The following is a 23,862-nucleotide window of genomic DNA, read 5'->3' as shown; positions in this document are numbered from 1 at the left end:
CACCCAGTGGCGCGGATCATATACTCTCGGTGCCGACGACGAGGGTCTATGAAAGGTCGGTGCCTTGACGCAGCTCTCCGACGCGCGGCGCTCGCGCGTGGTGCTCGTCGGATCCAGCACCTACGACAACTTCCCGGCCATCCCCGCCGTCACCAACAACCTCACCGCACTGCGGGACGTGCTGGTCGACCCGCACCGGTGGGGCCTGGACCCGGACGCGTGCCGCGTCGTGCACAACCCGGAGACCACCCGCGACGTCCACGCCGTGATGCGGCGCGCCGCCGCCGAGGTCGACGTGTCGGGCCTGCTGCTGCTCTACTTCGCCGGCCACGGCGTCATCGACCCCGACACCGGCGTGCTGCACCTCGCGGTCGGGCAGACCATGCCAGACTCGGCGTACTCCAGCGCCGTGCCGTTCGACTGGGTGCGGCGGCTCGTGCAGGGCAGCCGCAGCGCCCACCGGGTCGTCATCCTCGACTGCTGCTACGCCGGGCGTGCCATCCCCGGCCTCGGCGCCGACGACGACGCCGCGCTCGCCACCCAGGTCGAGATCGACCGCAGCTGCGTGCTCGTCGCCGCGTCCGGCAACCGGATCGCCCTGGCACCGCCGGACGAGCCGCTGACCGCGTTCACCGGCGTGCTCGTCGAGCTGCTGCGCGACGGCGTCGCCGGCGGGCCGCCGCTGCTGGACCTCGGCACGCTGCACGACGAGATCCGGCGGGTGCAGCGGGCCCGCGGCCGCCCCATCCCCGAGCTGCGCGCCCGCAACGGCGGCGACCGGATCCCGATCGTCCGCAACGCCGCCACGCAGCGCCTCCCCGCCGTGCCGCCGGAGCCGCCGGAGCCGGAGACGGCGCGGCTGGACAGCTCGCTCGTCGGGAAGGTGCTGCGCGGCGCGCAGCTCGGGGATGGCGCGGCCGCGGACCCGGAGCTGGCGGGCGACGTCGCGATCCTGGCCCACTCGCCGATCGAGGGCGCCATCGGCGTGCGGCTCGACCGCCCCGCGACGCGCTCCCCGGCACACGTGCTCGGCGACGAGCTCGCCGGCTCCCTGCACGTTCACGCGGTCCTCGACGGCGGCCCCGTCCGCGACGTGATCCTGCTGCTCGGGCTGCTGCGACCCGGCTACACCGCACCCGACGGCTGGCGGGTGCTCGGGCGCGGGCTCGTCGTCGTGCCCCTCGACGCGTACCCGGCGCTCGCCGAGGCCGTGGTCTCCGCCGCGTACCTGTTCGTCGGCTACCTCGGCTGGCGCCCCCAGCAGCTGGAGACCGAGCTCGCCGCCGGCCACCTGACCGACACCGGCACCGACCTCGTCACCTGGCTCGCCGACCCGCAGCACGCCAGGCGAGCGCATGACCGGTACTGAACAGAGCCTCGTCAACCGGCTCGTCACCACCATCCGGAAAGGCCGCGACGTCACGCTCGTCCTCGGTTCGGGGCTGACCGCGCGGGTCGTGCCCGGCGTGGACCGGATGGTCGACCTCGCCGACGAGTTCGTCGCGCAGGCGCTGCAGAACAGCGACCTGCAGGCCGCCCTCGCCGGCCTGCGCGCCACCCGGCGGGACGCCGCGCTCTACACCGCCTACCGCAGGACGTTCGCCGAGTGGCTGTCGCCGGTCGAGTTCGACATCGTCGTGCAGCGGGCCACCCTGGAGGCGTACCGGCCGGCCCGCGCCACCACCGCGAGCTGGGAGCGCGTCGGGTACCACCGCGGCGTGCAACTCGAGGACGACCGCGACGCGTGGTCGCTGCCACCGGGGGTGATCGCCGTCGGCGAGCTCCTCGCCGGCCTGCCCGACCGCTTCCAGCGCCGCGTCATCACCACCAACTTCGACCCGCTGATCGAGATCGCCGTGCGCCGCGCCGGTGGCACCGCCCGCGCGCTGACCCTCAACCGCGACGGCACGTTCGCCGGCCCGCTCGGCCCCGTCGACGGCATCGACGTGCTGCACCTGCACGGGTACTGGCGGCCGACCTCCGAGTCCGACGAGCGCGCCCTGCTGCACGACCCCGAGCCGCTGCGCGCCGACGACCCCGTCATCCTGAGCGCGCTGAGCGAGGCGCTGCGCGGCGACACGATCTGCGTCGCCGGCTACCCGCCCGGCCGCAACGACGCCCTCACCCGCGCCGTGCACGAGCAGGCCGACGTGCTGTGGGCCAGGCACGGCGACGACGCGTCCCCGGCAGGCGCCGCCCTCGTCTACACCGGCGTCGACGTCGACCGGCTGTTTCCGGCGGTACGCCGCGGCCTCGCCACCCTGCCGCCCACCCCACCGCCACCGGCCGTGCCCGCCGCCCCCGCCCCGCCGGGCGTCGCACCCGCCGGGACCGCGCTGCACCGGGTCCACCTGCCGACGCTCGAAGCGGTCCTCGGCACCCGCCCGTCGGCGGTGGAGCTGCTGCGCCAGCTCGACTACGAGTTCCGCTGGCGGCGCTTCGACGACACCCCCGACACCCCGCTCGACCTCGTCTTCTGGCCGGTGCGCCTGCGCCAGCCCACCCTCATCTACGCCGTGCAGGCGACCGTCGCGGCGGCGCTGTCCGCGCGCGGCGTCCGGGTCGTGCTGTGCTTCGACGACCTCGCCGGCGACCAGCACACCCGCAGCTGGCGGGCCCGCTTCACCGACGAGGTCGAGCGCTGGTTCGCCCTCGTCGAGGGCGCCCGGCCGCCGGAGGTCGACTCGCTCATGTCGTTCTGCTCGCCCGGCCGGGTCGCCGAACGCCTCCAGGACCCGGAGCTGCTGCGCCGCCCGACCCACCCGTGGGCGGTGCAGCTGGAGTACTACCGCGGCGACCGGATGATCCTCGACGTGGCCCGCGCCGCGAAGGCGTTCCCCGGCGCCGTCGACCTGGAGATCGACGACGCGATGGCGGGCGCGCAGATCCGCACCACCCGCGCCGAGCGGCTCATGAGCACCCCGGCGATCTGGGCGTACCTGCAGTACCTGCTGCGCGACACCCGCCCCGAGGCGGTCATGACCCTCGGCGGCGAGGACGAGTCGGTCATGTGGGACCAGTGGCACGACACGTTCCCCGACGCCGTCGGGCACCTCTTCCACCCCGTCATGGCCAACGTCCGCCAGGACGCCCGGATGCTGGGCGCCCGCAGCTTCCGCGAGGTCGAGGACCACCTGCGCAAGGCGATGCGCCTCGACAGCTGGGACCGGGAGGACCACTACCTGCACTGGATCGTGCAGCACGCGGTCGTGCTCCACCGGTACCTGCGCAACCGCCCCCCGCTGTCCTACGACGGCCGGCTGCTGGACTCGTGGGACACCATCCGCGCCGCGCTGCTCGACCCCCGCCTGCGGGCCGGCACGGTCAGGCTGCTCGCCCGCGAGGTGGCGGCGCTGCTCATGCACGAGTCGGTCTGACCAGCCGATGAACGGCGCCGCTGCCCGCGAGGTGGCGGCGCTGTAACAATTGCACGAGTCGGTCTGACCAGCCGATGAACGGCGCCGCTGCCCGCGAGGTGGCGGCGCTGTAACAATTGCACGAGTCGGTCTGACCCTCTTCCGCGTGCCTGTCCTTGTCCGACTCGGTCTGATCGGCCCATGCGGCGCGCCGCGGCCGAAGGTACCGTCGAAGGCATGGGCGCTTCCCCCGCCGACGTCGACGACCTCGCCCTGCTCGACACCGCGGAGCAGGTCTGGGGGCCCGACCTGCTCGCCTACCTGCTCGGCGCCGGCCTCGACGCGCCACTGCCCGGCTGGTCCGCCGAGGCGGCCGTGCACGACCCCGCGACCCGCCGCCGGCTGCACTGCGTCCTGGAGGTGCAGCGCCTCTTCGACCTGGGCAGCGTCGCCCGGGCATGGGCCCGCGACCTGCACCCGGCGCTGGGCTACCGGAGCCCGGCGAGCGTGATCCGCACCGGCGACGACGACGAGCGCCGCGCGGTGCTCGAGCTCGCCGAGCGCGACTCGCTCAAGCCGCGCTGACCGGTTCGGCCACGGACGGCCCGGGACGATGGCATGATTCGCCGCGTGACCCGGCTCTCCGCCTCTTCCGTCCCGGCTGTGGATCGCGGGCGGTCGGCGTCGGACTTCAAGCTCGAGAGCATCGACCTGTACATCACGTCGCGGTGCAACCGGCGCTGCTCCTACTGCTTCCTGCCCGACGCGTACTTCGACCGGACCCAGCACATGACCCCGGCGGCCGTCGCCGCGATCGTCGCCTGGGCGGCCGGCGCCGCCACCGAGATCACCGTCCTGGGCGGTGAACCGGCCCTGCACCCGCAGTTCACGTCGATCGTCCGCGACACGGCCGCCACCCCGATCCGGGTCCGCACCGTCACCAACGGCAGCCGCCAGTTCCGGGCCGCGCTGCCCGCCGTCCGCGATGCGCTGAGCCGGGTCGCCGTCAGCCTCGACGCGCCGTCCGCCGCCGTCGTCGACCGCCTGCGCGGCCGCGGCGCGTTCGCCGACGCCGTCGCCACCGTCGCCGACCTGCGCGCCGCCGGCGTGCCGTTCGACCTCAACTGCACCGTCCTGGCCGACACCGTGGACCTCGTGCCGGAGATGCTCGCCTACGCCGAGGACTCCGGTGCCGGCCGGCTCAACATGCACTGGTTCTCACCCGTCGGCCGCGGCGCGACGCACGCCGCCGACCAGTCCGTCCCGGCCGCCGCCTGGCGCCGCGAGGTCCTCGACGCCGTCGCCGCCTACCGCCCGGCCCGCCAGTCCTTCACCGTCGACTGCCAGATCGCCTTCGACTTCCCCGTCCCCGGCGCCGACCCCGGCGCGTGCGCCGTCCGCGACCGCACCAACCTGCAGTTCCTGCCCTCCGGCGCCGTCTTCGCGTGCGGCATGCTCCTCGAGGATGAGGCCCTGGCCGCGTACCACTGGCAGGACGGCGTGCTGGTGCGCCGCCCCGGCGACACGGAACTGTCCCGCACCGCCGCGCCGTGCGCCGGTTGCCCGCTGCGCCCGTCCGACGGCGACCACCACCCGATCTGCATCTACAACCGCCTCGCCGTCTGAGCCGCCTCCGCCCGCGCGGCGACCCGCCGGAGGTCGTCGAGCGACAGCGGCGCCAGGTCGCGCAGCAGCGCCGCGAGAGGGCTCGGCGGCCTGGTCCGGTCCTGCTCACGCATCGCGGCGGTGACCTCGTCCGCCCGCCCGGCGATCGCCAGGAAGTCGCCGTGCGGCAGGCCGAACGCGTCCGCGACACGGAGCATGAACCTGGTGGCCACAGCGGCGGCGGGGTTGCCGTCGATGCCGTCGCGCATCAGCCGGCCGATCGTGCTCTCCGCCAGTTGCGCCTCCCTCGCGACCCATGCCCTCGGCGTGTTGCGCACCCGCATCAGCCGGCGGATCACCTCACCGACGGTCCCGCGGTCCGCCGCCGGCATCGACGGCCGGTCGGGCCGCGGCCGCCCGCCATCGACCTCCCGCGCGAACCGGCCCAGCGCATCCAGCTCCGCACCGTCGGCGTCCCACGTGGCGCGCCTGATCCGACCCAGCTCACGCTGGGCGTCGGCGCCGCCGTCGACCGGCAGGTAGCCGCCGGGGATCTCGACGCAGCCGACGGCGAGCAGGTCGGCGGGGTGCATCCCGAGCACCGGCGCGAGCTCGGCCACCGCCGCCGTGGTCAGCGCGGGCACCGCGACGCCACGGTGCGCGCAGAGCCGCTCCATCGGCGTCCCGTCCACCCGCGCAACCTACCGCGCTCACCGCCGGGATGGGCCCGAGGTCGAGCGGGCGGTCACCGCGCTGCTCGCCAACGGCATCCGCAGGAAGGCGTGATCAGGGGCTGGGGGTATCTTTCGGGATCATGAGGGTGGTGACGAGGCGGCTGGCGGTGCGGCGGGCGGACCTGGACGCCGGGGTTTTCGACGTGCCGGAGGAGTGTGTCGAGGCGCTGCGGCACATGGTCACCGTCCCCGTCGCGCTGGAGCACAAGGACAAGGGGATCACGCTCTCCAGGCAGGTGTTCTGCGCGACGCTCCAGCAGGACATCGGCTGGCAGTTCGGTGGGATCGAGTGGCCCGAGGACGTGCGGCCCGGGGTGTTCGTCACCCTGATCTGGCGGGCGGCGAAGGACGAGGTCGTCCTGCGCACCGCGCCGCTCGTCGAGCCGATGCGGGTCGACAACGTCGTGTACTTCCACGAGTACGACCCGAAGGTGGTCACCCGCGACTACAAGCCCGGCGCCGCGAACTGGTCGAAGGTCCTGCACACCATCCGGCACCTCGGGCACGTCCTCGACGACGGCAGCGCCGTGTTCGCCGAGGCGGACCTCCCCAAGCGCAGCGGCCTCGGCAAGGGGTCCCGGGGCACGTTCCTGCTGCGCAACGCCGTCGACCAGCTGCTTCGCGAAGGCTACGTCACCCGTGTCGACGGCAGCGTCGACGCGACCGGCCACCCGTCCTACCCGGCCGTCGACGGCGACGAGCCCGCGGAGATGCTCCTGTACGCGCCGCTGGTCGAGCCCGCTCCGCACCCCGACGAGCCCGGCGAGCACAGCGACCGCCGCGAGCACTGGGTCAACGGCTTCCTCCGCCGCCTCCCACCCGGCGCCCAGCCCTCAGAGCGCCAGCTGACCCTGCACCAGCAGACCGTCGAGCAGGAGGAGCTCGACGAGGCCGAGCTGCCGCCCGGCTACACGTTCGTGAAGAAACATCACCGCAACGGCTGACCAGGTCACCGCGGGGTGAGGACGCAGAACTCATTGCCCTCCGGGACGGCGATGATGTCGACGCAGAGGGCGGCCGGGTCCGGGGTGGGCGAAGCCCTCGGGTTCCAGGTTGGTCTCGCCGGGCGCCTCGCTGGAGAGGCCCACCGCGGTGTCGTCGCGGGCGTCCATCGCAATCTGTACCAGTCGTGTCGCCATGTTCCGGCCCGAAGCCAGCGTACGGTGGGGCAGTGACCGACTTCTCTACGCGCCCGTACGCGGCCGACGACGCGGCGGCGGTCGCCGAGCTGATCAACCTGCTGTCGGAGGCCGGTGGCGGGCACGCGGGACACGTCGCCGCCGAGATCGAGGACTGCGTCAACAACGAGGTCAGGGACCCGGCGCTGGACACCCGGGTGGTGACCGACGGCGGCGGGCGCCTGGTCGCGGTCGCGCTGGTGCCGCTGCCGCCGGAGGGCGGCGACCGCATGGAGCTGATCGGCGGGGTGCACCCGGACCGACGCGGCGCCGGCCTCGGCCGGGAACTGCTCGCCTGGCAGCTGGAGCGGGCCGCGGCCCGGCACGCCGAGCTCGCGCCGGGCGCGCCGTGGCAGGCGCAGGTCATCGCGGGCGACGGCGACCCGTCCCCGACCCGCCTGTACGAACGGTTCGGCTTCACCCCGTCCCGCTACTTCCTGGAGATGTCGGCGCCGACGTCCGAGGCGCCGGCCGTGTCGCCGCCGCCGGGGGTGGAGCTCACGCCGTACGACGCCACGAGAGACCACGAGTTGCACGCCGTGCACACCGTGGCGTTCCGCGAGCTGTGGGGCTACCAGGAGCGCACGTTCGACGCGTGGGCGCCGCTGACCGTGCGGTCGGAGGCGTTCCTGCCGGAACTGTCCAGGTTCGCGCTCGCCGGCGGCGAGATCGCGGGCTACGTCCTCGCGTACCGCAGCGAGACACCCGGCAGCATCTACATCGGGCAGGTCGGCACCGCCGTGCCGTGGCGCCGCAAGGGCGTCGCGGGCGCGCTGCTGGCCGGCGTGCTCGGCGACGCGGGCCGGGCCGGGTACACGACCGCCGGGCTGGACACCGACGCCGACAACCCGACCGGCGCCGCCGGCGTCTACGCGAAGGTGGGGTTCGTCGTGGACCAGCGGGTCGTCGCCTTCCGGCGAACGGTCTAGACCTCCACACGTCGGGGCCGCTGGCGCAGGGCGGTGATCCGGTCGCCGAAGCGGTAGTCGGCGTCGTCGCGGGTCGCCTCGTGCAGCACCCGCGCGAGGTCGCCGCGCGGCAGCTCGATCTCGGCGACCATGCCCTCGCCGCCGAACGCGTCCGCCGCCATCGTCGAGGTCCACCGGCCGTCGGCGTCGACGGTGGCGATGCCGCGCTCGTCGACCCGCTCGGCCCGCACCCTGGCCATCAGGCCAATCCGCTCGACGACGTCCGCGGCCTCGCCACCACCCTCGAACCGGAGGCCGAGGCCGAACGCGAGACGGGCATGACCGCCAACGAGTGGATGGGCCGCGGCTTCGGCGGCGCCGACATCCCGTCCGGCGTCCCGGTCTTCGAGCGCCTCATCGAGATCGACGACTTCGACCTGGACCTGGACCGTCTGTTCGTCTTCGGCCTGGACCGCCTCCTCGACGGCCTGGCCGTCTTCATCGACACCCGCCGGCCGGTCCGACCGTCACCGGGCGACACGGCTGGCCGTGCCTGACCGGCGGGGCGGCGCGCCGAGCAGGCGGCGGGCACCGTCGGGCCAGCGCAGGAGCGCGACGCACTCGTCGTACAACACCGTGGCGGGGCCCGGCGGGGTGTTGAAGCTGACCCCGTCGGTGGCGTGCACCAGCGCGACCTCCGGGTCCACCTTGGACCGCAGGCGCTTGCCGCCGACGCTGAACCGCGACAGTTGCGGCGCCGCCTCGAAGCCGGCGGGCGGGAGCTCCACCCCGCGCGGCAGCATGAGCAGCGCCGAGTCGTGCACGGCGCGGGCGACCTCGCGGCCCTCCGGAATCCCGGAGGGCCGCGGCTCTCACGCGACGTCGACTGTGAACGTGGTCGTCCGGACCGTGCCCGAGGCGTCCCGGAACTGTCCCCACATCCGGTACGGGCCCGGCCGGGGCAGGTCCGCGTGCACCGTCAGGTCCGGGCCGAACCGTGCCGACGGCAGCGCGAACACCGGCCTGCCCCGCTCATCGGTGGCCTCGGCGTGCTCGTGGGCGAAGTCGGAGCCGTCCAGCGGCATCACCACGACGTGGCCGGCCGCGGCCAGGAACGGGCGCAGCCCGGTCACCGGAACGCCGGTCGAGGCGTCGGCGAACCTGTACGTGAACGTGTTCCCGCCCAGCTTCGCGTCGCCGTCGAGGGTGACCCGCAGGCCGCCGACGACCTGGGTGCGCGGCGACGGCCCGGCCGGTTCGGCCGTCAGCGGCCGGTCGCCGTCCACCACCACCTCGTGCCGGTCGATCAGGTCGCTCATCGCCCCACGGCGGCGGAACTCGGTGTGGATCAGGTAGCGGCCGGCGGTGGGGAACGTCAGCCCGGTCCGGAACTCGCCGGGCACCCCGGTCGGCTCCGGGTGGACGTGCTGGAACGTGCCCAGGTCGTCGCGCGTGACGATGAAGTGCATCCACGCCTCGTGGCTGCGCCCGACGTCGCCGATCGGCCGGCCGGTCGTGGCGTCGGTGATCCGGATCCGCGCGGTGGTGGGTCTGCCCGGCAGTGTGCCGGCCGGCACGTCCACCAGCACCCGGACGTCGTCCTCGGCCGCCGGCCGCGGCGGGGTGTCGGTGGCCATCATGACGCTCATCGCGGGCCGCATCGGCATGCCGGTGCCCTGCGCCCAGGCGAGCACGCCGTTCATGCCGCGGCCGGCGGCCTCGGTGCGGCTCAGCGCGGTCAGCCCGGCGCCCAGGCTCACCGCGAGCACGGCGATCTCGGCCAGGTAGGCGTAGTCGCCGAGCCGGGTCCACAGGCCGGTGCGGGCGGCGTCGAAGCCGCGCAGCCGGGCCGCGTTCGTGATGACGCTGACCGAGCTCATCGCCATCGCGGCGGCCGCCAGCGACGGGTCGAGCAGGGTGCCGGTGATCGGATACAGCAGGCCCGCGGCGATCGGGATGAGCAGCACGTTGTACGCGAACGCCCACACCAGGCCCTGCTTGATCGTGGTGACCGTGCGCCGGGACAACGCGACGGCCGCGACGATGCCGCGCAGGTCGCCGCCGACCAGCGTGATGTCACTCGCCGCGATCGCCACGTCGGTGCCGGTGCCGATCGCGATCCCCAGATCGGCCTGGGCCAGCGCCGGCGCGTCGTTGATGCCGTCACCGACCATCGCCACCACGGAGCCCCGGTCCTGCAGCCGGGCGATGTGCGCGGCCTTGTCCTCGGGCCGCACGTCCGCGATGACGTGCTCGATGCCGACCTCGCGGGCGACCGCCCCGGCGGTCAGCCGGTTGTCCCCGGTGAGCATCCACACGTCGAGGCCGTGCGCCCGCAGTCGGGCGATCGCGTCCCGGGACTCCGGCTTGACCGTGTCGGCGACGGCGATCAGCCCGGCCAGGCCGCCGTCGACCGCCACGTACATCGGGGTGCCGCCCTCGGTGGCGATCCGGTCCGCCTCGGCGCTCAGCGCCGTGACCGCGATCCCGTCCCGGTGCATCAGGGCGGCGTTGCCGATCAGGACGGTCCGCTCTCCGACGTGTGCCTCGACGCCGTGGCCCGGCAACGCCGTGAACGACCGCGCCGCCCGCACGGTGAGGCCCCGCTGCCGTGCGTGGGCGACGATGGCCTCGCCCAGCGGATGTTCGGACCCCGTCTCGGCCGAGGCGGCGAGGGCGAGCAGTTCGTCGGCCGGGAGCGCGCCGGCGGTGCGGATCCGGGTGACGGCCGGACGCCCGCGGGTGATCGTGCCGGTCTTGTCCAGCACCACCGTGGTCAACCGCCGCGCCTGCTCCAGCGCCTCCCCGCCGGAGAGCAGGATGCCCAGCTCGGCCGCCTTGCCGGTGCCCACCATGACGGCGGTCGGGGTCGCCAGGCCGAGCGCGCACGGGCAGGCGATGATCAGCACCGCGATCGCCGTGCCCAGGCCCAGCGTGAGCGCCTCGCCGTCCGGGCCGAACACCGCCCAACCGGCGAACGTGAGCAGCGCCGTGGCGATCACCGCGGGGACGAACCAGGCCGACACTCGGTCGACCAGCCGCTGCATCGGCGCCTTGGCGCCCTGCGCCCGCTCCACCAGCTGGACGATCTGCGCGAGGGTGGTGTCCGCGCCGACCGCGGTGGCCCGCATCAGCAGCGACCCGGTGCCGTTCATGCTGGCGCCGATCAGCCGGTCCCCGGCGGTCTTGTCGACCGGCAGGCTCTCCCCGGTGACCATGCTCTCGTCCACCGCGGACACCCCCTCGGTCACGACACCGTCGACCGGCACCTTCTCGCCAGGGCGGACCCGCACGAGGTCACCGGCCACGACCTCGGCCAGCGGCACCTCCGTGTCGACCCCGCCGCGGACCACCCGGGCGGTGGGCGGCTGCAGATCCATCAGCGCCCGGATCGCGGCACCCGCCCGGCGCATCGCCCGCGCCTCCATCCACCGGCCCATCAGTACCAGCGCGAGCACCACCACGGAGATCTCGAAGTACACGTGCAGCGGCAGGCCCGCCCGCTCCGCGGCCGCCGGCCAGAGGGTGACGAACGCGCTGTAGCCGTACGCGACCGTGGTGCCCAGCGCCACGAGGGTGTTCATGGTGACCGCGCGGTGCTTCGCGGCGGCCCACGCGGCGGCGTACAGCGGTCCACCGGCCCAGACCTGCACCACCGACGCGATGACCAGCAGCAGCGGCATCAGCCAGTCCATGCTGTCGATGGGCAGCGGCACGTACATCAGCACCATCATCGCCAGGCCCACCGGCAGCGCGATCTGCCAGCGCCGCCGCAGCCCGGCCAGCTCCCGGTCCCGGTCATCGACCGGCTCCTCGCTGCGCCGGGCCGGCTGCCGCGCCGCGGGTGGCGTCGCGGTGTACCCGGCCGCCCGGACCGCCTCGGCCATGTCCTGCGTGCCGACGCGGGCCGGGTCGTAGGTGACGGTGGCGACCTCGGTGGCCAGGTTCACGGCCGCCACCTCGACACCGTCGAGGCGGATCAGCGCCTTCTCCACCCGGCCCACGCACGAGGCGCAGGTCATGCCACCGATGTCGAGCCGGCACGAGACCGCAGTCGGTGTCGTCATGTCGTCCTCCCTCGTCGGGCCCGCCGCGCGGGCCGATGCCGCAGAGGCTGCCGGGGCGCGCTGTCCGCGGGCTGGCCGCGACCGGAGAGCGGGCGGACAGCGGGCGGACAGCGGCGGCCCGCACGGTGATGGCACGTCCGGCGCCCCACCACGGAGCGCCACCCGAAAGGAGTCACCATGAACGAGCAGCTGTTCTCCGTGCCCGGCATCACCTGCGGCCACTGCGCCACCGCCATCCGCCAGGAGGTGGCGGCCGTGCCCGGCGTCTGCCACGTCGACGTCGACATCACCGGCAAGACCGTCCGGGTCACCGGCGGCGACGACAGCGCGATCCTCGCCGCCATCGCCGAGGCCGGCTACGAGGCCGCCCGATGACCACCGGCGTGCACACGCTGATCGTCGGCGGCGGCCAGGCCGGCCTGGCGACGGGCTACCACCTGCGCCGGGCCGGGATCGACTGCGCCATCCTCGACGCCCACCCGCGGGTCGGCGACGCCTGGCGGCGGCGCTGGGACTCGCTGACCCTGTTCACCCCGCGCCGCTACGACGCGCTGCCCGGACTGCCGTTCCCCGGCGACCCGGACGGCCATCCCGGCAAGGACGAGGTCGCCGACTACCTGGCCGGCTATGCCGAGCACTTCGCGCTGCCGGTGCACACCGGCAGCGCGGTGACCGCGCTCCGGCCGGCTCCGGACGGTGGGTTCGTCGCCGGGACGGGCACCGGCGAGTGGGCGGCGCGGCAGGTCGTGGTGGCCGGCGGTGCCTTCCACACGCCGAGCGTGCCGGCGGTCGCCGACCGGCTCGCGGCCTCCGTCGTCCAGCTGCACAGCAGCGCGTACCGCAACCCCGCCCAGATCCCGGACGGCGACGTCGTGGTCGTGGGGGCCGGCAACACCGGCGTGCAGATCGCCGCCGAGCTCGCCGCGCACGGCCGGCGCGTCACCCTCGCGTGCGACGAGCTGGGCCCGGCACTGCCGCAGCGGCTGCTCGGCCGGGACATCTTCTGGTGGTTCTCCCGGCTGGGCACGATGGGGCTGTCCGGCGAGCGCGGGATCGGCGCACGGATCCGCGCGCAGAACCCCATCATCGGCACGGACGTGCGCGCCCTGTTGCGCACCGTGCGGCGGACGGGGCGGGTGGTCGGCGCGGAGCCGGGCGCGCTGGTGGCCGCCGACGGCACCCGGCACCCCGTCGCCGCCGTGGTGTGGGCCACCGGGTTCCGGTCGAGCTTTCCGTGGCTGTACGTGCCGGTGCTCGACGACCGCGGCGCCCCGGTGCATCGCGGCGGGGTGACGGACTGGCCCGGCCTGTACTTCGTCGGGCTGCCGTGGCAGCGCGCCCGCGGCTCGGCCGTGCTCGGCTGGGTCGGCCGCGACGCCGAGTTCATCGCCAAGGTCATCGCCGGGCACGTCGCCGCCGCGGCCGGTCACGATCGGACGAGCGTACGAACCGGCTGACCCGCCGGCGCACGTATGATCGTCGGCACCATGGGTGAGACATGTCAGAACCGCTGATCCGGGTGCTCGGACCGGTCGAGGTCCAGGCGCCTGGTCGCTCCCCGGTGTCGCCGGCGCCGTCCGTGCGCGCACTGCTCGCGCGGCTCGCCGGCTCGCCGGGGCGGGTGGTGTCCGGGGACGCTCTCACCGACGCCCTGTGGGGCGAGGAGCTGCCCGCCGACGCGGCGAACGCGCTGCAGACCCGCGTGTCGAAGCTCCGCCGCGCGCTGGTGGCCGCCGGGCTCGACGCCTGGGTGCTCACCACCCGCGCCCCGGGGTATCAGCTCACCCTGCCGCCGGAGGCGGTGGACGCCCACCGCTTCGACCGGGCGGTCGCCCAGGCCCGGACGACCGACGACCGGGATGCCGCCCTCGCCGCGTACGACGAGGCGCTGGGCCTGTGGCGCGGGCCGGCGCTCGCCGACGTGGGCGAGACGGACTGGATCCGCGCCGAGCGGCTGCGCCTGGAGGAGCTGCGGTTCGCCGCGCTGGAGGACCGGCTGGAGCTGCTGGTGGACACCGGGCGGCACGCCACGGTCGTGGGTGAGCTGGAGTCGATGGTCGCCGAGCATCCGCTGCGCGAACGGCCGCACCGGCTGCTGATGCTGGCGCTGTACCGGGCCGGCCGGCAGGCCGACGCGCTCGCCGTCGAGCAGCGGCTGCGGCACCGGCTCGCCGAGGAGCTCGGCATCGACCCGTCGCCGGATCTGCGGGCACTGACCGAGGCCATCCTGCGCCAGCAGATCCCGTCGGCCACCCCGGCGGCTCCGGCCTTTGTGGCGGCTCCGGCCCCGGTCGCGTCCGGGGCCGTGCCCGCTCGCCTGTCGTCCTTCCTCGGGCGCGACGCGGACCTCCGGACGACGCTCCAGGAGTTGCGCGCCGCCCGCCTGGTCACGCTCACCGGCCCGGGCGGGGTCGGCAAGACCACCCTCTCCCTGGAGACCGCGCGGCGCATCGAGCCGGCGATCGCCGACACCGTGCACATCATCCGGCTCGCCGCCCTCGCCCCGGACGCCGACGTGGCCGAGGCGTTCGCCGCCCAGCTCGGCGTGCAGAGCCCCGGCCCCGGCACGCTGGCCGCCGAGGCCGTCGCCGGGCACCTGCAGCATCGGCGGGCACTGCTCGTGGTGGACAACTGCGAGCACGTCGTGGACGCCGCCGCCACCGTCGTCGACCACCTGCTGCAGGCCACCACCGACATCCGGGTGCTGGCCACCAGCCGGGAGGCCCTGGCCGTCACCGGCGAGACCCAGATCGCCGTGGGTCCGCTCGCCGTGCCGGACGAGACGGCCGCCCCGGACGACATCGCCGCCTCCCCGGCCGTCCGCCTGTTCCTGGACCGCGCCCGCAGCGTGCGGCCCGGCCTGGAGCTGGACGCCGGCGCCGCGCGGGCCGTCGCGTCCATCTGCCGCCGGCTCGACGGCATGCCACTGGCGATCGAGCTGGCCGCGGCCCGGGCCAAGGCACTGCCCCCGGCCGAGATCGCGGACCGGCTCCGGGACCGGTTCGCGCTGCTCACCGCCGGTCCGCGCAGCAGCGAGGCGCGGCACCGCACGCTGCGCGCGACCATCGACTGGAGCCACGACCTGCTGCCGGAGGGGGAGCGGCGCCTGCTGCGCCGGCTGGCCGTGTTCCGCGGCGGCTGGACGCTGGAGGCGGCCGAGCAGGTGTGCGGGTTCGGCCGCAGCGAGCCGGCCGACGTCGCGGACCTGCTGTTCCGCCTCGTCGACCAGTCCCTGGTGACCGCCGACCCGGGCACCGGGCGGTTCCGGCTGCTGGTCACGATCCGCGAGTACGCGTGGATGAAACTGCGTGAGGCCGGCGAGGAGGACGACTGCCGGCGGCGGCATCTCGCGCACTACATCGCGCTGGCCGAGGAGCACGGCCCGCTCGTGCGCTACACCGGCCCGGCGTGGGACCTGCTGGTGGGGGAGCAGGACAACCTGCGCGCCGCCCTGGAGTTCTGCGTCGAGCGCACCGCCGAGCCGCCAGAGCCCGGCCTGCGCCTGGCCGCGGCCCTCGTGCCGTTCTGGAACTACGGTCCCCGCTACGAGGGCGTCCGCGCCATCACCGCGCTGCTGGACCGCGGCGGATCGGACGCCGCCCGGGCCCGGGTGCTGCAGGGGCTGGCGCTGCTGTACGTCTACTACCCCACGCCCGCGTCGCGGGCCGCCGCCCGCGAGAGCCTGGCGTTGTTCGAAGCCCTCGGCCTCGACGACGAGGCCGCCGTCTCCCGCCTCATCGTGGCCTTCGAGGGGCAGTACGGCGGCGACCCCGAGGAGTACCGGGCGCTGATCCGGCGGAGCCGCAAGGACCTGGGTGACCAGGACCGCGGCTGGTGGCACGCCATGACCTACTACGTGGAGGCGCTGATCAACCTGCGGTGCAGCGAGTTCGAGGAGTCGGTGCGCGACTGGGAGCGCAGCCTCGACCTGCTCCGCGCCGCCGACGACCGGATGATGACCAGCGCCGCCCGCGCCCACCTGGGCGTCGCACTGCGCCAGACCGGCCGCCTCGAGGAGGCGCTGGCCCAGCTGCGGTCCGCGGCCGAGGAGTGCCGGGCGCGCGGCTCGCTGCACGGCCTCGCGTTCGCCCTCGTGCACCTGGCGCACACCCGGCTCGACCTGGGGGAGCCCGAGCGCGTGCCGGCCGAGCTGGCCGAGGCCGACGAGATCGCCCGGAGGGTCCGCAACCCGCGCAATCCGGCGTGGGCGGCGTGGGGGCGGGCCCGGCTGGCCCTGACGCGCGGCGACGCCGCGGCCGCGGCGGACGACCTGCGGCGGGCCCTGGAGCTGCTCGAGGACCGTGAGTTCCCGTGGGCACGGGAGCAGCTGCGGGCGGCCTACGCCGAGGCCACCGGCCGCTGACCCCCGGGCACCGGGAAGCCGGGCCGCCCGTGGCTTGCCGGCGCTGACTTTCGGGCATCGGAAGACCGGCCGCCTGCGGCTCGGCGGCGGGCGCACCGGCAAGCCGCAGGCGGCCGCTAGCCTTCCGGCATCGGGAAGCCGGCGCGGTCGCGGGCCGCCCGCAGCTCGGCGGCGTCCACGTCACCGGAGACCGCCAGCAGTCCCCGGCCCACCTGCAGTGACACCACGCCCGGCACGTCGCTGACGTGCTGGCTGAGCAGCCTCACGCAGCGCCGGCACAGGTCGGGCGGCACCGGGACAGTCACTTCGTCACGCATGCGGACAGCCTGCCGCGGGCCGCTGTCCGTTCGCTGTCCGCCGCAGCTCAGCCGATGGCCAGGGCACGGACAGCCATGGCCGCGAATCTTCGGCATGTCGGCAACACCGCCGAAGACGCCAGGAGGTCCGTCGTGCTTCCCCTCTTCCTCACCGACTACGTCCGGGAACGCCACGCGGACCTGCTCCGCGATGCCGAGGCGCACCGCGTCGCCACCGCCTGCCGCACCCGCCGCACCCGTGTCCGCCTCCCGATCCGCCGCCGTACCGCGGCCGCCGAATCCTGATCTGCCGAATCCTGATCTGAGGAGCCATGTCCATGAGCATCAGCACCGCACCCGACCGCACCCGACAGGTTCCGGCCGCCATCGCCGTCGAGGCCCGCGACGTCGTCAAGACGTACGGGCGGGGCGACACGGCGGTCCGTGCCCTCGACGGCGCCAGCCTGACCATCCCCGCCGGGCAGTTCGCCGCAGTCATGGGCCCGTCCGGCTCCGGGAAGTCCACCTTCATGCACACGCTCGCCGGGCTGGACGACGCCGACAGCGGCCGGATCCTGCTCGGCGACACCGACGTGACCCGCCTGAGCGAGCGGCAGCGCACCCTGCTGCGCCGCGACCGGATCGGATTCGTCTTCCAGAGCTTCAACCTGGTGCCGACGCTCACCGCGGCCGAGAACATCGAGCTGCCGCTGCGCCTGGCCGGCCGCCGCCCCGACGCCGCCTGGGTGGACCGGCTGGTCACCACCCTCGGCCTGGCGGAGCGGCTGCACCACCGGCCCGCGCAGCTGTCCGGTGGCCAGCAGCAGCGGGTGGCGGTGGCCCGGGCGCTCGTCACCCGCCCCGAGATCGTGTTCGCCGACGAGCCCACCGGAAACCTGGACTCCCGCTCCGGCGAGGCGCTGCTGGCCTTCCTCCGCCACGCCGCCCACGACCTCGGGCAGACCATCGTCATGGTCACCCACGACCCGCACGCCGCCGCGTACGCCGACCGGGTCGTCTTCCTCGCTGACGGCCGCGTCGTCGACGAGCTCGCCGAGCCCACCGTGGCCGCTGTGCTGTCCCGGATGACCGGCCTCGACACCGTCACCACCACCGTCACCACCACCCCGAAGGAGCGCTGACGGCCATGTGGCGTCTCATCCTGCGCAACACCCTGGCCCACCGGGCCCGGCTGGCGTTCACCATGCTCGCCGTCGTCCTCGGCGTCACCTTCGTCAGCGGCACCCTGGTCCTCACCGACACCTCCCGGCAGGTCCTCGACGATCAGTTCCGGACCGCGACGGCCGGCACCGACCTCACCGTGCGCGCCGCCGCCGCCTTCGACTCGGCGATGGGTGTCGAGGTGGAGCGCGATCCGCTGAGCGCGGCGACGGTCGATCGGGTCCGGACCCTGCCGGGCGTGGCCGGCGCCGAGCCGATCGTCCGCGGGCAGGGCCTGCTGGTGGCCGGGGGCACCGCGATCGTCCCCTCCGGACCGTCCCTGCTGCAGTCCTGGACCCCCCCGCCGCTCGGCGCCTTCACGCTGCGCGCCGGCCGGGCTCCGGTCTCCGACGGCGAGGTGGTCATCGACGCCGCCACCGCGGACCGGTACCGCATCACGCTCGGGCAGACCGTCACCGTGCGCGCCGAGTCCGACCTGACGGCCCAGGTCGTCGGCCTGGCCGGATTCGGTGACCGGCCCGGGCTGCCGAACAGCACGGTGGCCCTGGTCAGCCTGCCGACCGCGCAGCGGATGCTGCGGCTGGGCGACGGCGTGACCGAGCTGGCCGTGACGGCGGCCGACGGCGCGGACACCGGTGCGCTGCGGCGGAGCGTCGGTGCCGCCCTCGGCGCCGGTTACGAGGTGACCGCCGGCCGCGACGTCGCGGCCGCCGCCTCCGCCGCCGCCCAGAACCAGGTGGGCTACCTGGAGGTGATGCTGCTGGCGCTGGCCGGGGCCGGCCTGCTCGTCGGCGCCTTCCTCATCGCCAACACGTTCTCCATCGTGGTCACCCAGCGCACCCACGAGCTGGCCGTGCTGCGGGCCACCGGCGCCACCGGCCGCCAGGTGCTCGGCTCGGTGCTCGGCGAGGCGCTCCTCGTCGGCGTCGCCGCGTCGGCGCTCGGCCTCGGGACGGGCATCGGTGCCGCGATCGGGCTGCGCGGCCTGGCCGGCGCGTTCGGCATCGCGCTGCCGGACGGCGCGATGGTGGTCACCCCCCGCACGGTCGTGGTGTCGCTCGCCGTCGGCGTGCTCGTCACCGTGCTGGCCGCGTACGGACCGGCCCGCCGCGCCGCCCGCGTCGCCCCGGTGGCGGCGATGCGCCAGTCGGCGGCGGCCGAGCCGATCGGCACCGCCCGCACCATCGCCGGTGCGATCGCCGCGGCCGCCGGGGCGGCCGGGGTCACCGCCGCGATCCTCGGTGCCGGCGGCATGATGCTGCTCGCCGCGGCCGCGGTCGCCCTGATCGTGGGACTGACCCTGGCCGGCCCGGCCCTCGCGCCGGCCGCCGCACGGCAGCTCGGCCGGCCGCTGCACGCCTTCGGCACGCCGGGCCGCCTGGCCCGCGAGTCGGCGGCGCGCACCCCCCGCCGGACCGCCGCCACCGCACTGGCGCTCGCGCTCGGCCTGGCGCTGGTCAGCTTCACCGCCGTGCTGGCGACCTCGGTGAAGCGGTCGGTGCAGCGCACCTACACCGAGACGATCAGCGCGGACTTCGTGGTGGAGAGCGCCCGCAACGAGATGCTCGGCGGTCTGCCGGCGACGGTCCACCACCACGTGGCCGAGCTGCCGGAGGTCGCGGTGGCGTCACGGCTGCGCTACGGGCACTGGAAGGACGGCCAGACCACCTCGGCCCTCACCGCCGTGGACCCGGCCACGCTGCCGCGGGTCACCGCGCTGAAGATGACCGCGGGCAGCCTCGACGCGCTGAACACCGGCGGCGTCGTGCTCGCCGGGCACGTCGCCGCCGAACGCGGGCTGACCATCGGCGACACGCTGCCGATGACCTTCTCCCGCACCGGAACCCAGAACCTGCCGGTCGTCGGCCTCCTGCGCGACCGTGACGCGCAGGCCCTGCAGACCGACTACATCATCTCGCTGGACACCTACGCGACGCACTACGTCGAGGACGTCGACGCCAGCGTCTTCGTCAAGCTGGCCGACGGCGTGGGCCTGGCCACCGGGCAGCGCGTCCTCGACGCGGCTCTCGCCGACATGCCCACCGCGGAGGTCCGCGACCAGGCGGCCGCCGTCGCCGGCCGCACCGCCACCATCGACCAGGTCCTCGGCCTGGTGACCGCGCTGCTGCTGCTCACCATCGTCATCGCACTGCTCGGCATCACCAACACCCTGGCCCTGTCGGTGTCCGAGCGGACCCGCGAGATCGGCCTGCTGCGCGCGGTCGGCATGACCAGGGCGCAACTGCGCACGATGGTCCGGAGCGAAGCGGCGCTCCTCGCCGCCCTGGCCACCGTGGTGGGCGTGGGCCTGGGCGTCGCCCTCGGGGCCGGCGCGGTGAAGCAGCTCGGCGCGGCCGCGGAGGCGGCGGTCGTCCTGCCGGCCGCTCAGCTCGCCCTCATCGTCGCTGTCACCCTGGTCGCCGGCCTGGTCGCCGGCCTGCTCCCCGCTCGGCGGGCCGCCCGCCTCGACGTGCTCACCGCGATCACCCACTCGTGACCCGCCGCTCATCGATCACCCACTCGTGAGGGGAACCCCATGACCACCCAATGGCTCGTCAACGGTGCCTTCCAGGCCGGCACACTGATCGTCGTCGTCTGGGCGCTGTCCCGCTGGACCAGGGACATCGCAGCTCGCGCACTGCTCTGCTTCCTGCTGTCCGGCGCGGCTTCCATGTACGTCTACTACGCCGCGCGGGCAGGTGAGAGTGCCGGCTGGATCGTCGCGGAGCTCGCCGGAGTCGCCGTCTACGGCGGCCTCGCGCTGCTCGGCCTGCGCGGCTCACCGATGTGGCTGGCGGCCGGCTGGGCGCTCCATCCGGTGTGGGATGTCGCGCTGCACTACTTCGGCCCGGGGCACGCCTTCGCTCCCGACGCCTACGCGGTCACCTGCCTGAGCTTCGACCTTCTCGTGGCCGCCTACATCGCCGTCGCCTACCGGTACGGTCTCGCCGGTCCCAAGCGGCGACCGGCCGCGCGTGCGGCCACCGGGACGGCCGCACGGGCCCGATAGATCCACCTCGACGGATCGTTGCGGCCGGCTCCCGGGGTTCCCGCGGACCCCAGGAGCCGGCCCGCGGGCGGCGGGAGGGGCGGTCCACCCCTGCGCAACATGCTGTCCAACGCGGTCAAGTTCACCGACACCGGGCGGGTCGCCCCTGCGCATCCGCCTCGCCGACGAGTCGGAGACGACCCGCCCGTCACTGCGGTCCGCCGCCCAGCGCGTCGCGTTCGAGGTGGAGGACAGCGGCATCGGCATCCCCGCCGAAAAAATCTCCCTCATCTTCGAGGCGTTCGGGCAGGCCGACGGCACGACCGTGATCCAGGATCGCGTTCAGGCCGGCCCTGCCGCAGTTGTCGTAGGATGTCCATGAAGAGCTGCCAGCCACGCTGCCGAGGTCGTCGGCTCTGCGCCGGTCCGCCACCAGGCCCGCCGCCCGCTTTGCTCTCCGCAACACCCGAGCCGCCTCGCTGTCCGCAACACCCGAGCAGGCGACGAGAGGGATGGGATCGGTATACCTGCTAGCAGGTATCAGCGGGTGCGGAAACCGGCAACCGGAGAGTCCCGCTGGCGCCGAGGCTGCCCCTCAACGGTACGAGGGAATGTGGGTATAGAGATTCCGCACCCCCCCTTGAACAGGTGATCCCCATGACGACCTACCCGGTTGATCCGGTCCTGAGCATGGCGCTGTTCGTCTCCGACGCCTCCACCTCCCGTGACCTGGACGACGCCACCGTTCGCGAGACCGTGAACCGCACGCTCGACCAGCTCGGTCCGGACGAGTGCTACGCGCGGGCCGCGGAGGTCTTCGGCGACCGTCCCGAGGTCGCGCTCGGCCGTATCCAGTGGGCGCGCGAGCTGTGCGCCCGCGCGCTGGCCCCGGTCCTCGCCGGCGCAGCCGCCTGACGACCGGCACCGCCACAGGCGATGCACCGGCCGTCCCGCTCCTTCCGAACTCCACAACCAGGGCCCCGGCGACGCGAACCCGGCCGCGACGCCGCCGGCCCAGCCGCAGGCCGACAGGGTGGCGTGGTCCGTCTCAGCCCGGACGCGCCGACGCCGCCCGCAAACGCCGGCGCCACCTGGCCGTCCGCGTCCAGTCCCGATCAGGCGGATTCGCTGCCGTACGGGCGCGTGAGGATCTCCAGGTTGTGCCCGTCGGGATCGTCGAAGTACACGCCACGCCCGCCGTCGCGATGGTTGATCTCCTGCGGCTGATCGTGGTGCGGATCGGCGTAGTAGGCCACCCCGGCCTGCTTGATGCGCCCGAAGATGGCGTCGAACTCGTGCTCCGAGACCAGAAACGCGTAATGCTGTGCGGTGATCGGCCGGTCGCCGGCGTCGGCGAAGTCCAAGGTGACGCCGTTGGCCACCTCGACCGGGACGAACGGGCCGAAGCGCCGCCCCACCGGTACATCCAACATCGTGGCCAGGAACCTGGCTGATGTCTCCTTGTCGCGGGCCGCAACGATCGTGTGATTGAGCTGGACGGACATCGCGACGCCTCCCGATTCCAGCGTGGTGTTTCCGCGCCTGCTACCCCGATCTTCCCCCGGTAAGCCGGAAGGGCCGGCCCGACGAACGGGCCGGCCCTCCAGCGTGTTCCGGGCTACTTCACCGTGACGATGACCCGCTGGTAGTGCTTGAGCGCGGGGGTGCCGCTGTCCGTGACCTCGAGGACGAGGTGGATGGTGTCACCCGGCTTGGCGTCGGCGGGGACGGTGAACGACGTGGTCGCCGTGTCCGCACCCGAAAGCGCGACCGTGCCGGCGTAGGTGTCGGCATCGGTGTACTCCCACCAGCGGTAGGTGACGCTGTCGCCGTCCGGGTCCGAGCCGTGGCCGCGCAGGGTCAGCGTCCTGCCGGCCTTCGCCTGCAGGTCCAGGCCTCCGCGGACGGAGGCCACCGGGTTGTGGTTCGCGTCGCTGTACTTCGAGGCGACGCCCCAGTCGGCGCGGGCCGCGAAGTCGTTCTGCAGGTCGACGACCCACCGGGTCTGCGGGTAGGCCCGGTCGTTCGCGCCGGTGGCCGGGTTGACGTCGGTGGTGTCGATCCATCCGGTGGCGTTCGTGGTGAACCGGCCGCCCCAGCCGCCGTAGGTCGGGCTCTCCGACGAGCGCAGCCCGTTGAAGTCGAGCAGGTACATGAACGAGGGGGAGTCGCCCTCGGAGATGAAGTCGTGCACGGCGTAGGTGAGGTTCTGCTCCGGCCGCCAGCGGTTGTTCTGGTCGTCGCCGGGGGTCGGCTTGCCGTCGCGGTAGGTGCGGTACTGCTCCAGCAGCGAGCCGTGCCCGGTCAGGAAGTTCTGCTCCATGTACGGGGCCTTGAGCGCGTACTGGTTGGCGGCCGGCACCTGGCGCGTCCAGAGGTAGGCGAAGCTCCAGAACTGGCTCTGGTTGTCGACGATCTTCAGGTCGGGCCAGTTGGGCTTGATGTAGCCGTTGAGGGTCGAGTCCTGGTTCAGGATGTTGTAGATCACGACCTTCTGGCTGATCTTGCGCTGGATCTCCGGCCACCGGCGGTCGTTCTGGTACTGCTCCTGGATGGACTTCAGCGCCCGTGCCGTGGTGTTCAGGCCGCCCCACGACTGGATGTACAGCGGGCCGGGCTGGTCGTCGAGGATCACCTTCTTGATCCACTCGGAGCCCTCGGTGACCTTGTCCATCTCGCTGACGTTGTCGATGTTTCCGATCTTGTACAGCGAGCGGAGCTTCGCGGGGCTCGGGTAGCCGTCCGCGTGCTTGCGCAGGTTCGGGTAGATCTGCTCGTACAGGTCGATGTAGTGGTTGAGCCACTCGGTGCCGGTCCAGCGGAACGGCTGTACGCCCGCGCCGTCGCCGGCGTAGTGGAACTGCGAGCTCGAGTAGACGATGCCCTGGATGTCGAACTCGTTCGAGTAGTACAGGAAGCGGATGAACGAGTCCATGTCGTCCACCTCGCCGTCCTGCGAGACGATGATGCGCGGCCTGGTGACCGACGAGCCCTGGGACTGCTGGCCCTGGGAGTTGCCGTCCTCGTCGGCGGCCAGGGCGGCGGTCGCGGCCGTGAGTGGCAGGGTCACCGCCAGCGTCGCGGCGACCAGGCACCTGCGGAGCGTTCTCGCTCGCATTGGCACTTCCTTCCGGAGTCGGGCAGCCGCCATCGGCCCCGTGTTGCTGGGGGCTGCCGGGAGGGG

General features: G+C 74.1%; 22 protein-coding genes and 1 pseudogene. 16 read left to right on the top strand and 7 right to left on the bottom strand.

The window, feature by feature from the left end:
* Positions 1-64 precede the first annotated feature (64 nt).
* The 4 genes from ACFY3L_RS17435 to ACFY3L_RS17420 all read left to right on the top strand — a co-directional run bounded on the left by ACFY3L_RS17435 (position 65) and on the right by ACFY3L_RS17420 (position 4,982).
* Positions 65-1,369 (top strand): YqgE/AlgH family protein, encoded by a 1,305-nt coding sequence (locus ACFY3L_RS17435; RefSeq protein WP_389324260.1) that lies wholly within the window; start codon positions 65-67, stop codon positions 1,367-1,369.
* Positions 1,356-3,377, top strand: coding sequence for a hypothetical protein (locus ACFY3L_RS17430; RefSeq protein ID WP_389324257.1), 2,022 nt, complete (start codon positions 1,356-1,358; stop codon positions 3,375-3,377). Before ACFY3L_RS17435 ends, ACFY3L_RS17430 begins: the two co-directional genes overlap by 14 nt.
* A 216-nt stretch (positions 3,378-3,593) precedes the next feature.
* A complete protein-coding gene (locus ACFY3L_RS17425) occupies positions 3,594-3,941 on the top strand; it encodes a hypothetical protein (RefSeq protein ID WP_389324255.1) in 348 nt (115 codons plus the stop codon).
* 45 nt (positions 3,942-3,986) lie between these two features.
* Entirely contained in the window at positions 3,987-4,982 is a 996-nt protein-coding gene (locus tag ACFY3L_RS17420) for a radical SAM protein (RefSeq protein ID WP_389324252.1), read from the top strand.
* Here ACFY3L_RS17420 and ACFY3L_RS17415 read toward each other — a convergent pair.
* Positions 4,961-5,653, bottom strand: a complete 693-nt coding sequence (locus ACFY3L_RS17415) for a hypothetical protein (RefSeq protein WP_389324249.1) — start codon at positions 5,651-5,653, stop codon at positions 4,961-4,963. The two genes, ACFY3L_RS17420 and ACFY3L_RS17415, sit on opposite strands and share 22 nt — an antisense overlap.
* 122 nt (positions 5,654-5,775) lie before the next feature.
* Here ACFY3L_RS17415 and ACFY3L_RS17410 point away from each other — a divergent pair, with 122 nt between their 5' ends.
* Together ACFY3L_RS17410 and ACFY3L_RS17405 are read left to right on the top strand one after the other, a co-directional pair.
* The gene (locus ACFY3L_RS17410) at positions 5,776-6,639 is read left to right on the top strand and encodes a hypothetical protein (RefSeq protein ID WP_389324246.1); all 864 of its coding nucleotides are present in this window, start codon (positions 5,776-5,778) and stop codon (positions 6,637-6,639) included.
* A gap of 227 nt (positions 6,640-6,866) precedes the next feature.
* On the top strand, positions 6,867-7,802 hold the full coding sequence (locus ACFY3L_RS17405) for a GNAT family N-acetyltransferase (protein WP_389324243.1): 936 nt from the start codon (positions 6,867-6,869) through the stop codon (positions 7,800-7,802).
* Here the strand turns inward: ACFY3L_RS17405 and ACFY3L_RS17400 are convergent.
* Positions 7,799-8,041, bottom strand: a complete 243-nt coding sequence (locus ACFY3L_RS17400) for a hypothetical protein (protein WP_389324240.1) — start codon at positions 8,039-8,041, stop codon at positions 7,799-7,801. The genes ACFY3L_RS17405 and ACFY3L_RS17400 overlap by 4 nt on opposite strands.
* 78 nt (positions 8,042-8,119) lie before the next feature.
* Here ACFY3L_RS17400 and ACFY3L_RS17395 point away from each other — a divergent pair, with 78 nt between their 5' ends.
* The gene (locus ACFY3L_RS17395; RefSeq protein ID WP_389324237.1) at positions 8,120-8,338 is read left to right on the top strand and encodes a hypothetical protein; all 219 of its coding nucleotides are present in this window, start codon (positions 8,120-8,122) and stop codon (positions 8,336-8,338) included.
* On the opposite strand, the gene ACFY3L_RS17390 is transcribed toward ACFY3L_RS17395, so the two are convergent.
* Together ACFY3L_RS17390 and ACFY3L_RS17385 are read right to left on the bottom strand one after the other, a co-directional pair.
* The gene (locus ACFY3L_RS17390; protein WP_389324234.1) at positions 8,309-8,605 is read right to left on the bottom strand and encodes a hypothetical protein; all 297 of its coding nucleotides are present in this window, start codon (positions 8,603-8,605) and stop codon (positions 8,309-8,311) included. The genes ACFY3L_RS17395 and ACFY3L_RS17390 overlap by 30 nt on opposite strands.
* A gap of 48 nt (positions 8,606-8,653) precedes the next feature.
* Positions 8,654-11,848, bottom strand: a complete 3,195-nt coding sequence (locus ACFY3L_RS17385) for a heavy metal translocating P-type ATPase (protein ID WP_389324231.1) — start codon at positions 11,846-11,848, stop codon at positions 8,654-8,656.
* Between the two features lie 177 nt (positions 11,849-12,025).
* Here ACFY3L_RS17385 and ACFY3L_RS17380 point away from each other — a divergent pair, with 177 nt between their 5' ends.
* From ACFY3L_RS17380 to ACFY3L_RS17370, 3 genes are read left to right on the top strand one after another with little or no spacing between them, the layout of a single operon-like run.
* Positions 12,026-12,223 carry a heavy-metal-associated domain-containing protein gene (locus tag ACFY3L_RS17380; protein ID WP_389324228.1) on the top strand — a complete coding sequence of 66 codons (198 nt, stop codon included), beginning with the start codon at positions 12,026-12,028 and terminating at the stop codon, positions 12,221-12,223.
* Positions 12,220-13,305, top strand: a complete 1,086-nt coding sequence (locus ACFY3L_RS17375) for a flavin-containing monooxygenase (protein WP_389324225.1) — start codon at positions 12,220-12,222, stop codon at positions 13,303-13,305. The genes ACFY3L_RS17380 and ACFY3L_RS17375 overlap by 4 nt, the downstream gene beginning before the upstream one ends.
* 41 nt (positions 13,306-13,346) lie before the next feature.
* Complete coding sequence (locus ACFY3L_RS17370) at positions 13,347-16,211, top strand: BTAD domain-containing putative transcriptional regulator (protein ID WP_389324222.1); 2,865 nt, start codon at positions 13,347-13,349, stop codon at positions 16,209-16,211.
* 116 nt (positions 16,212-16,327) lie between these two features.
* On the opposite strand, the gene ACFY3L_RS17365 is transcribed toward ACFY3L_RS17370, so the two are convergent.
* The gene (locus ACFY3L_RS17365) at positions 16,328-16,528 is read right to left on the bottom strand and encodes a hypothetical protein (protein ID WP_389324219.1); all 201 of its coding nucleotides are present in this window, start codon (positions 16,526-16,528) and stop codon (positions 16,328-16,330) included.
* A gap of 132 nt (positions 16,529-16,660) precedes the next feature.
* Here ACFY3L_RS17365 and ACFY3L_RS17360 point away from each other — a divergent pair, with 132 nt between their 5' ends.
* The 6 genes and pseudogenes from ACFY3L_RS17360 (at position 16,661) to ACFY3L_RS17335 (ending at position 21,593) form a co-directional block, all read left to right on the top strand.
* Positions 16,661-16,813, top strand: coding sequence for a hypothetical protein (locus ACFY3L_RS17360; protein ID WP_389324216.1), 153 nt, complete (start codon positions 16,661-16,663; stop codon positions 16,811-16,813).
* Positions 16,814-16,845: 32 nt separating this feature from the next.
* Complete coding sequence (locus ACFY3L_RS17355; RefSeq protein ID WP_389324213.1) at positions 16,846-17,649, top strand: ABC transporter ATP-binding protein; 804 nt, start codon at positions 16,846-16,848, stop codon at positions 17,647-17,649.
* Positions 17,650-17,654: 5 nt separating this feature from the next.
* Complete coding sequence (locus ACFY3L_RS17350) at positions 17,655-20,186, top strand: FtsX-like permease family protein (protein ID WP_389324210.1); 2,532 nt, start codon at positions 17,655-17,657, stop codon at positions 20,184-20,186.
* A gap of 39 nt (positions 20,187-20,225) precedes the next feature.
* Positions 20,226-20,699: a DUF6010 family protein gene (locus ACFY3L_RS17345; protein WP_389324207.1), complete on the top strand. Its 474-nt coding sequence runs from the start codon at positions 20,226-20,228 to the stop codon at positions 20,697-20,699.
* A 90-nt stretch (positions 20,700-20,789) separates the two neighbouring features.
* Positions 20,790-21,003, top strand: a pseudogene (locus ACFY3L_RS17340) (ATP-binding protein); the annotation flags it as partial.
* A gap of 332 nt (positions 21,004-21,335) precedes the next feature.
* Positions 21,336-21,593, top strand: coding sequence for a hypothetical protein (locus ACFY3L_RS17335; RefSeq protein WP_389324204.1), 258 nt, complete (start codon positions 21,336-21,338; stop codon positions 21,591-21,593).
* A gap of 200 nt (positions 21,594-21,793) precedes the next feature.
* Here the strand turns inward: ACFY3L_RS17335 and ACFY3L_RS17330 are convergent, their stop codons facing one another.
* Together ACFY3L_RS17330 and ACFY3L_RS17325 are read right to left on the bottom strand one after the other, a co-directional pair.
* Complete coding sequence (locus tag ACFY3L_RS17330) at positions 21,794-22,183, bottom strand: VOC family protein (RefSeq protein WP_389324201.1); 390 nt, start codon at positions 22,181-22,183, stop codon at positions 21,794-21,796.
* 113 nt (positions 22,184-22,296) lie between these two features.
* Positions 22,297-23,796: a nucleoside hydrolase-like domain-containing protein gene (locus ACFY3L_RS17325; protein WP_389324198.1), complete on the bottom strand. Its 1,500-nt coding sequence runs from the start codon at positions 23,794-23,796 to the stop codon at positions 22,297-22,299.
* Between the last annotated feature and the right edge of the window lie 66 nt (positions 23,797-23,862).

The sequence above is a fragment of the Dactylosporangium sp. NPDC000521 genome (assembly GCF_042898305.1).
Lineage (GTDB): Bacteria > Actinomycetota > Actinomycetes > Mycobacteriales > Micromonosporaceae > Dactylosporangium.
This window is presented reverse-complemented; position numbering and strand designations above follow the sequence as displayed.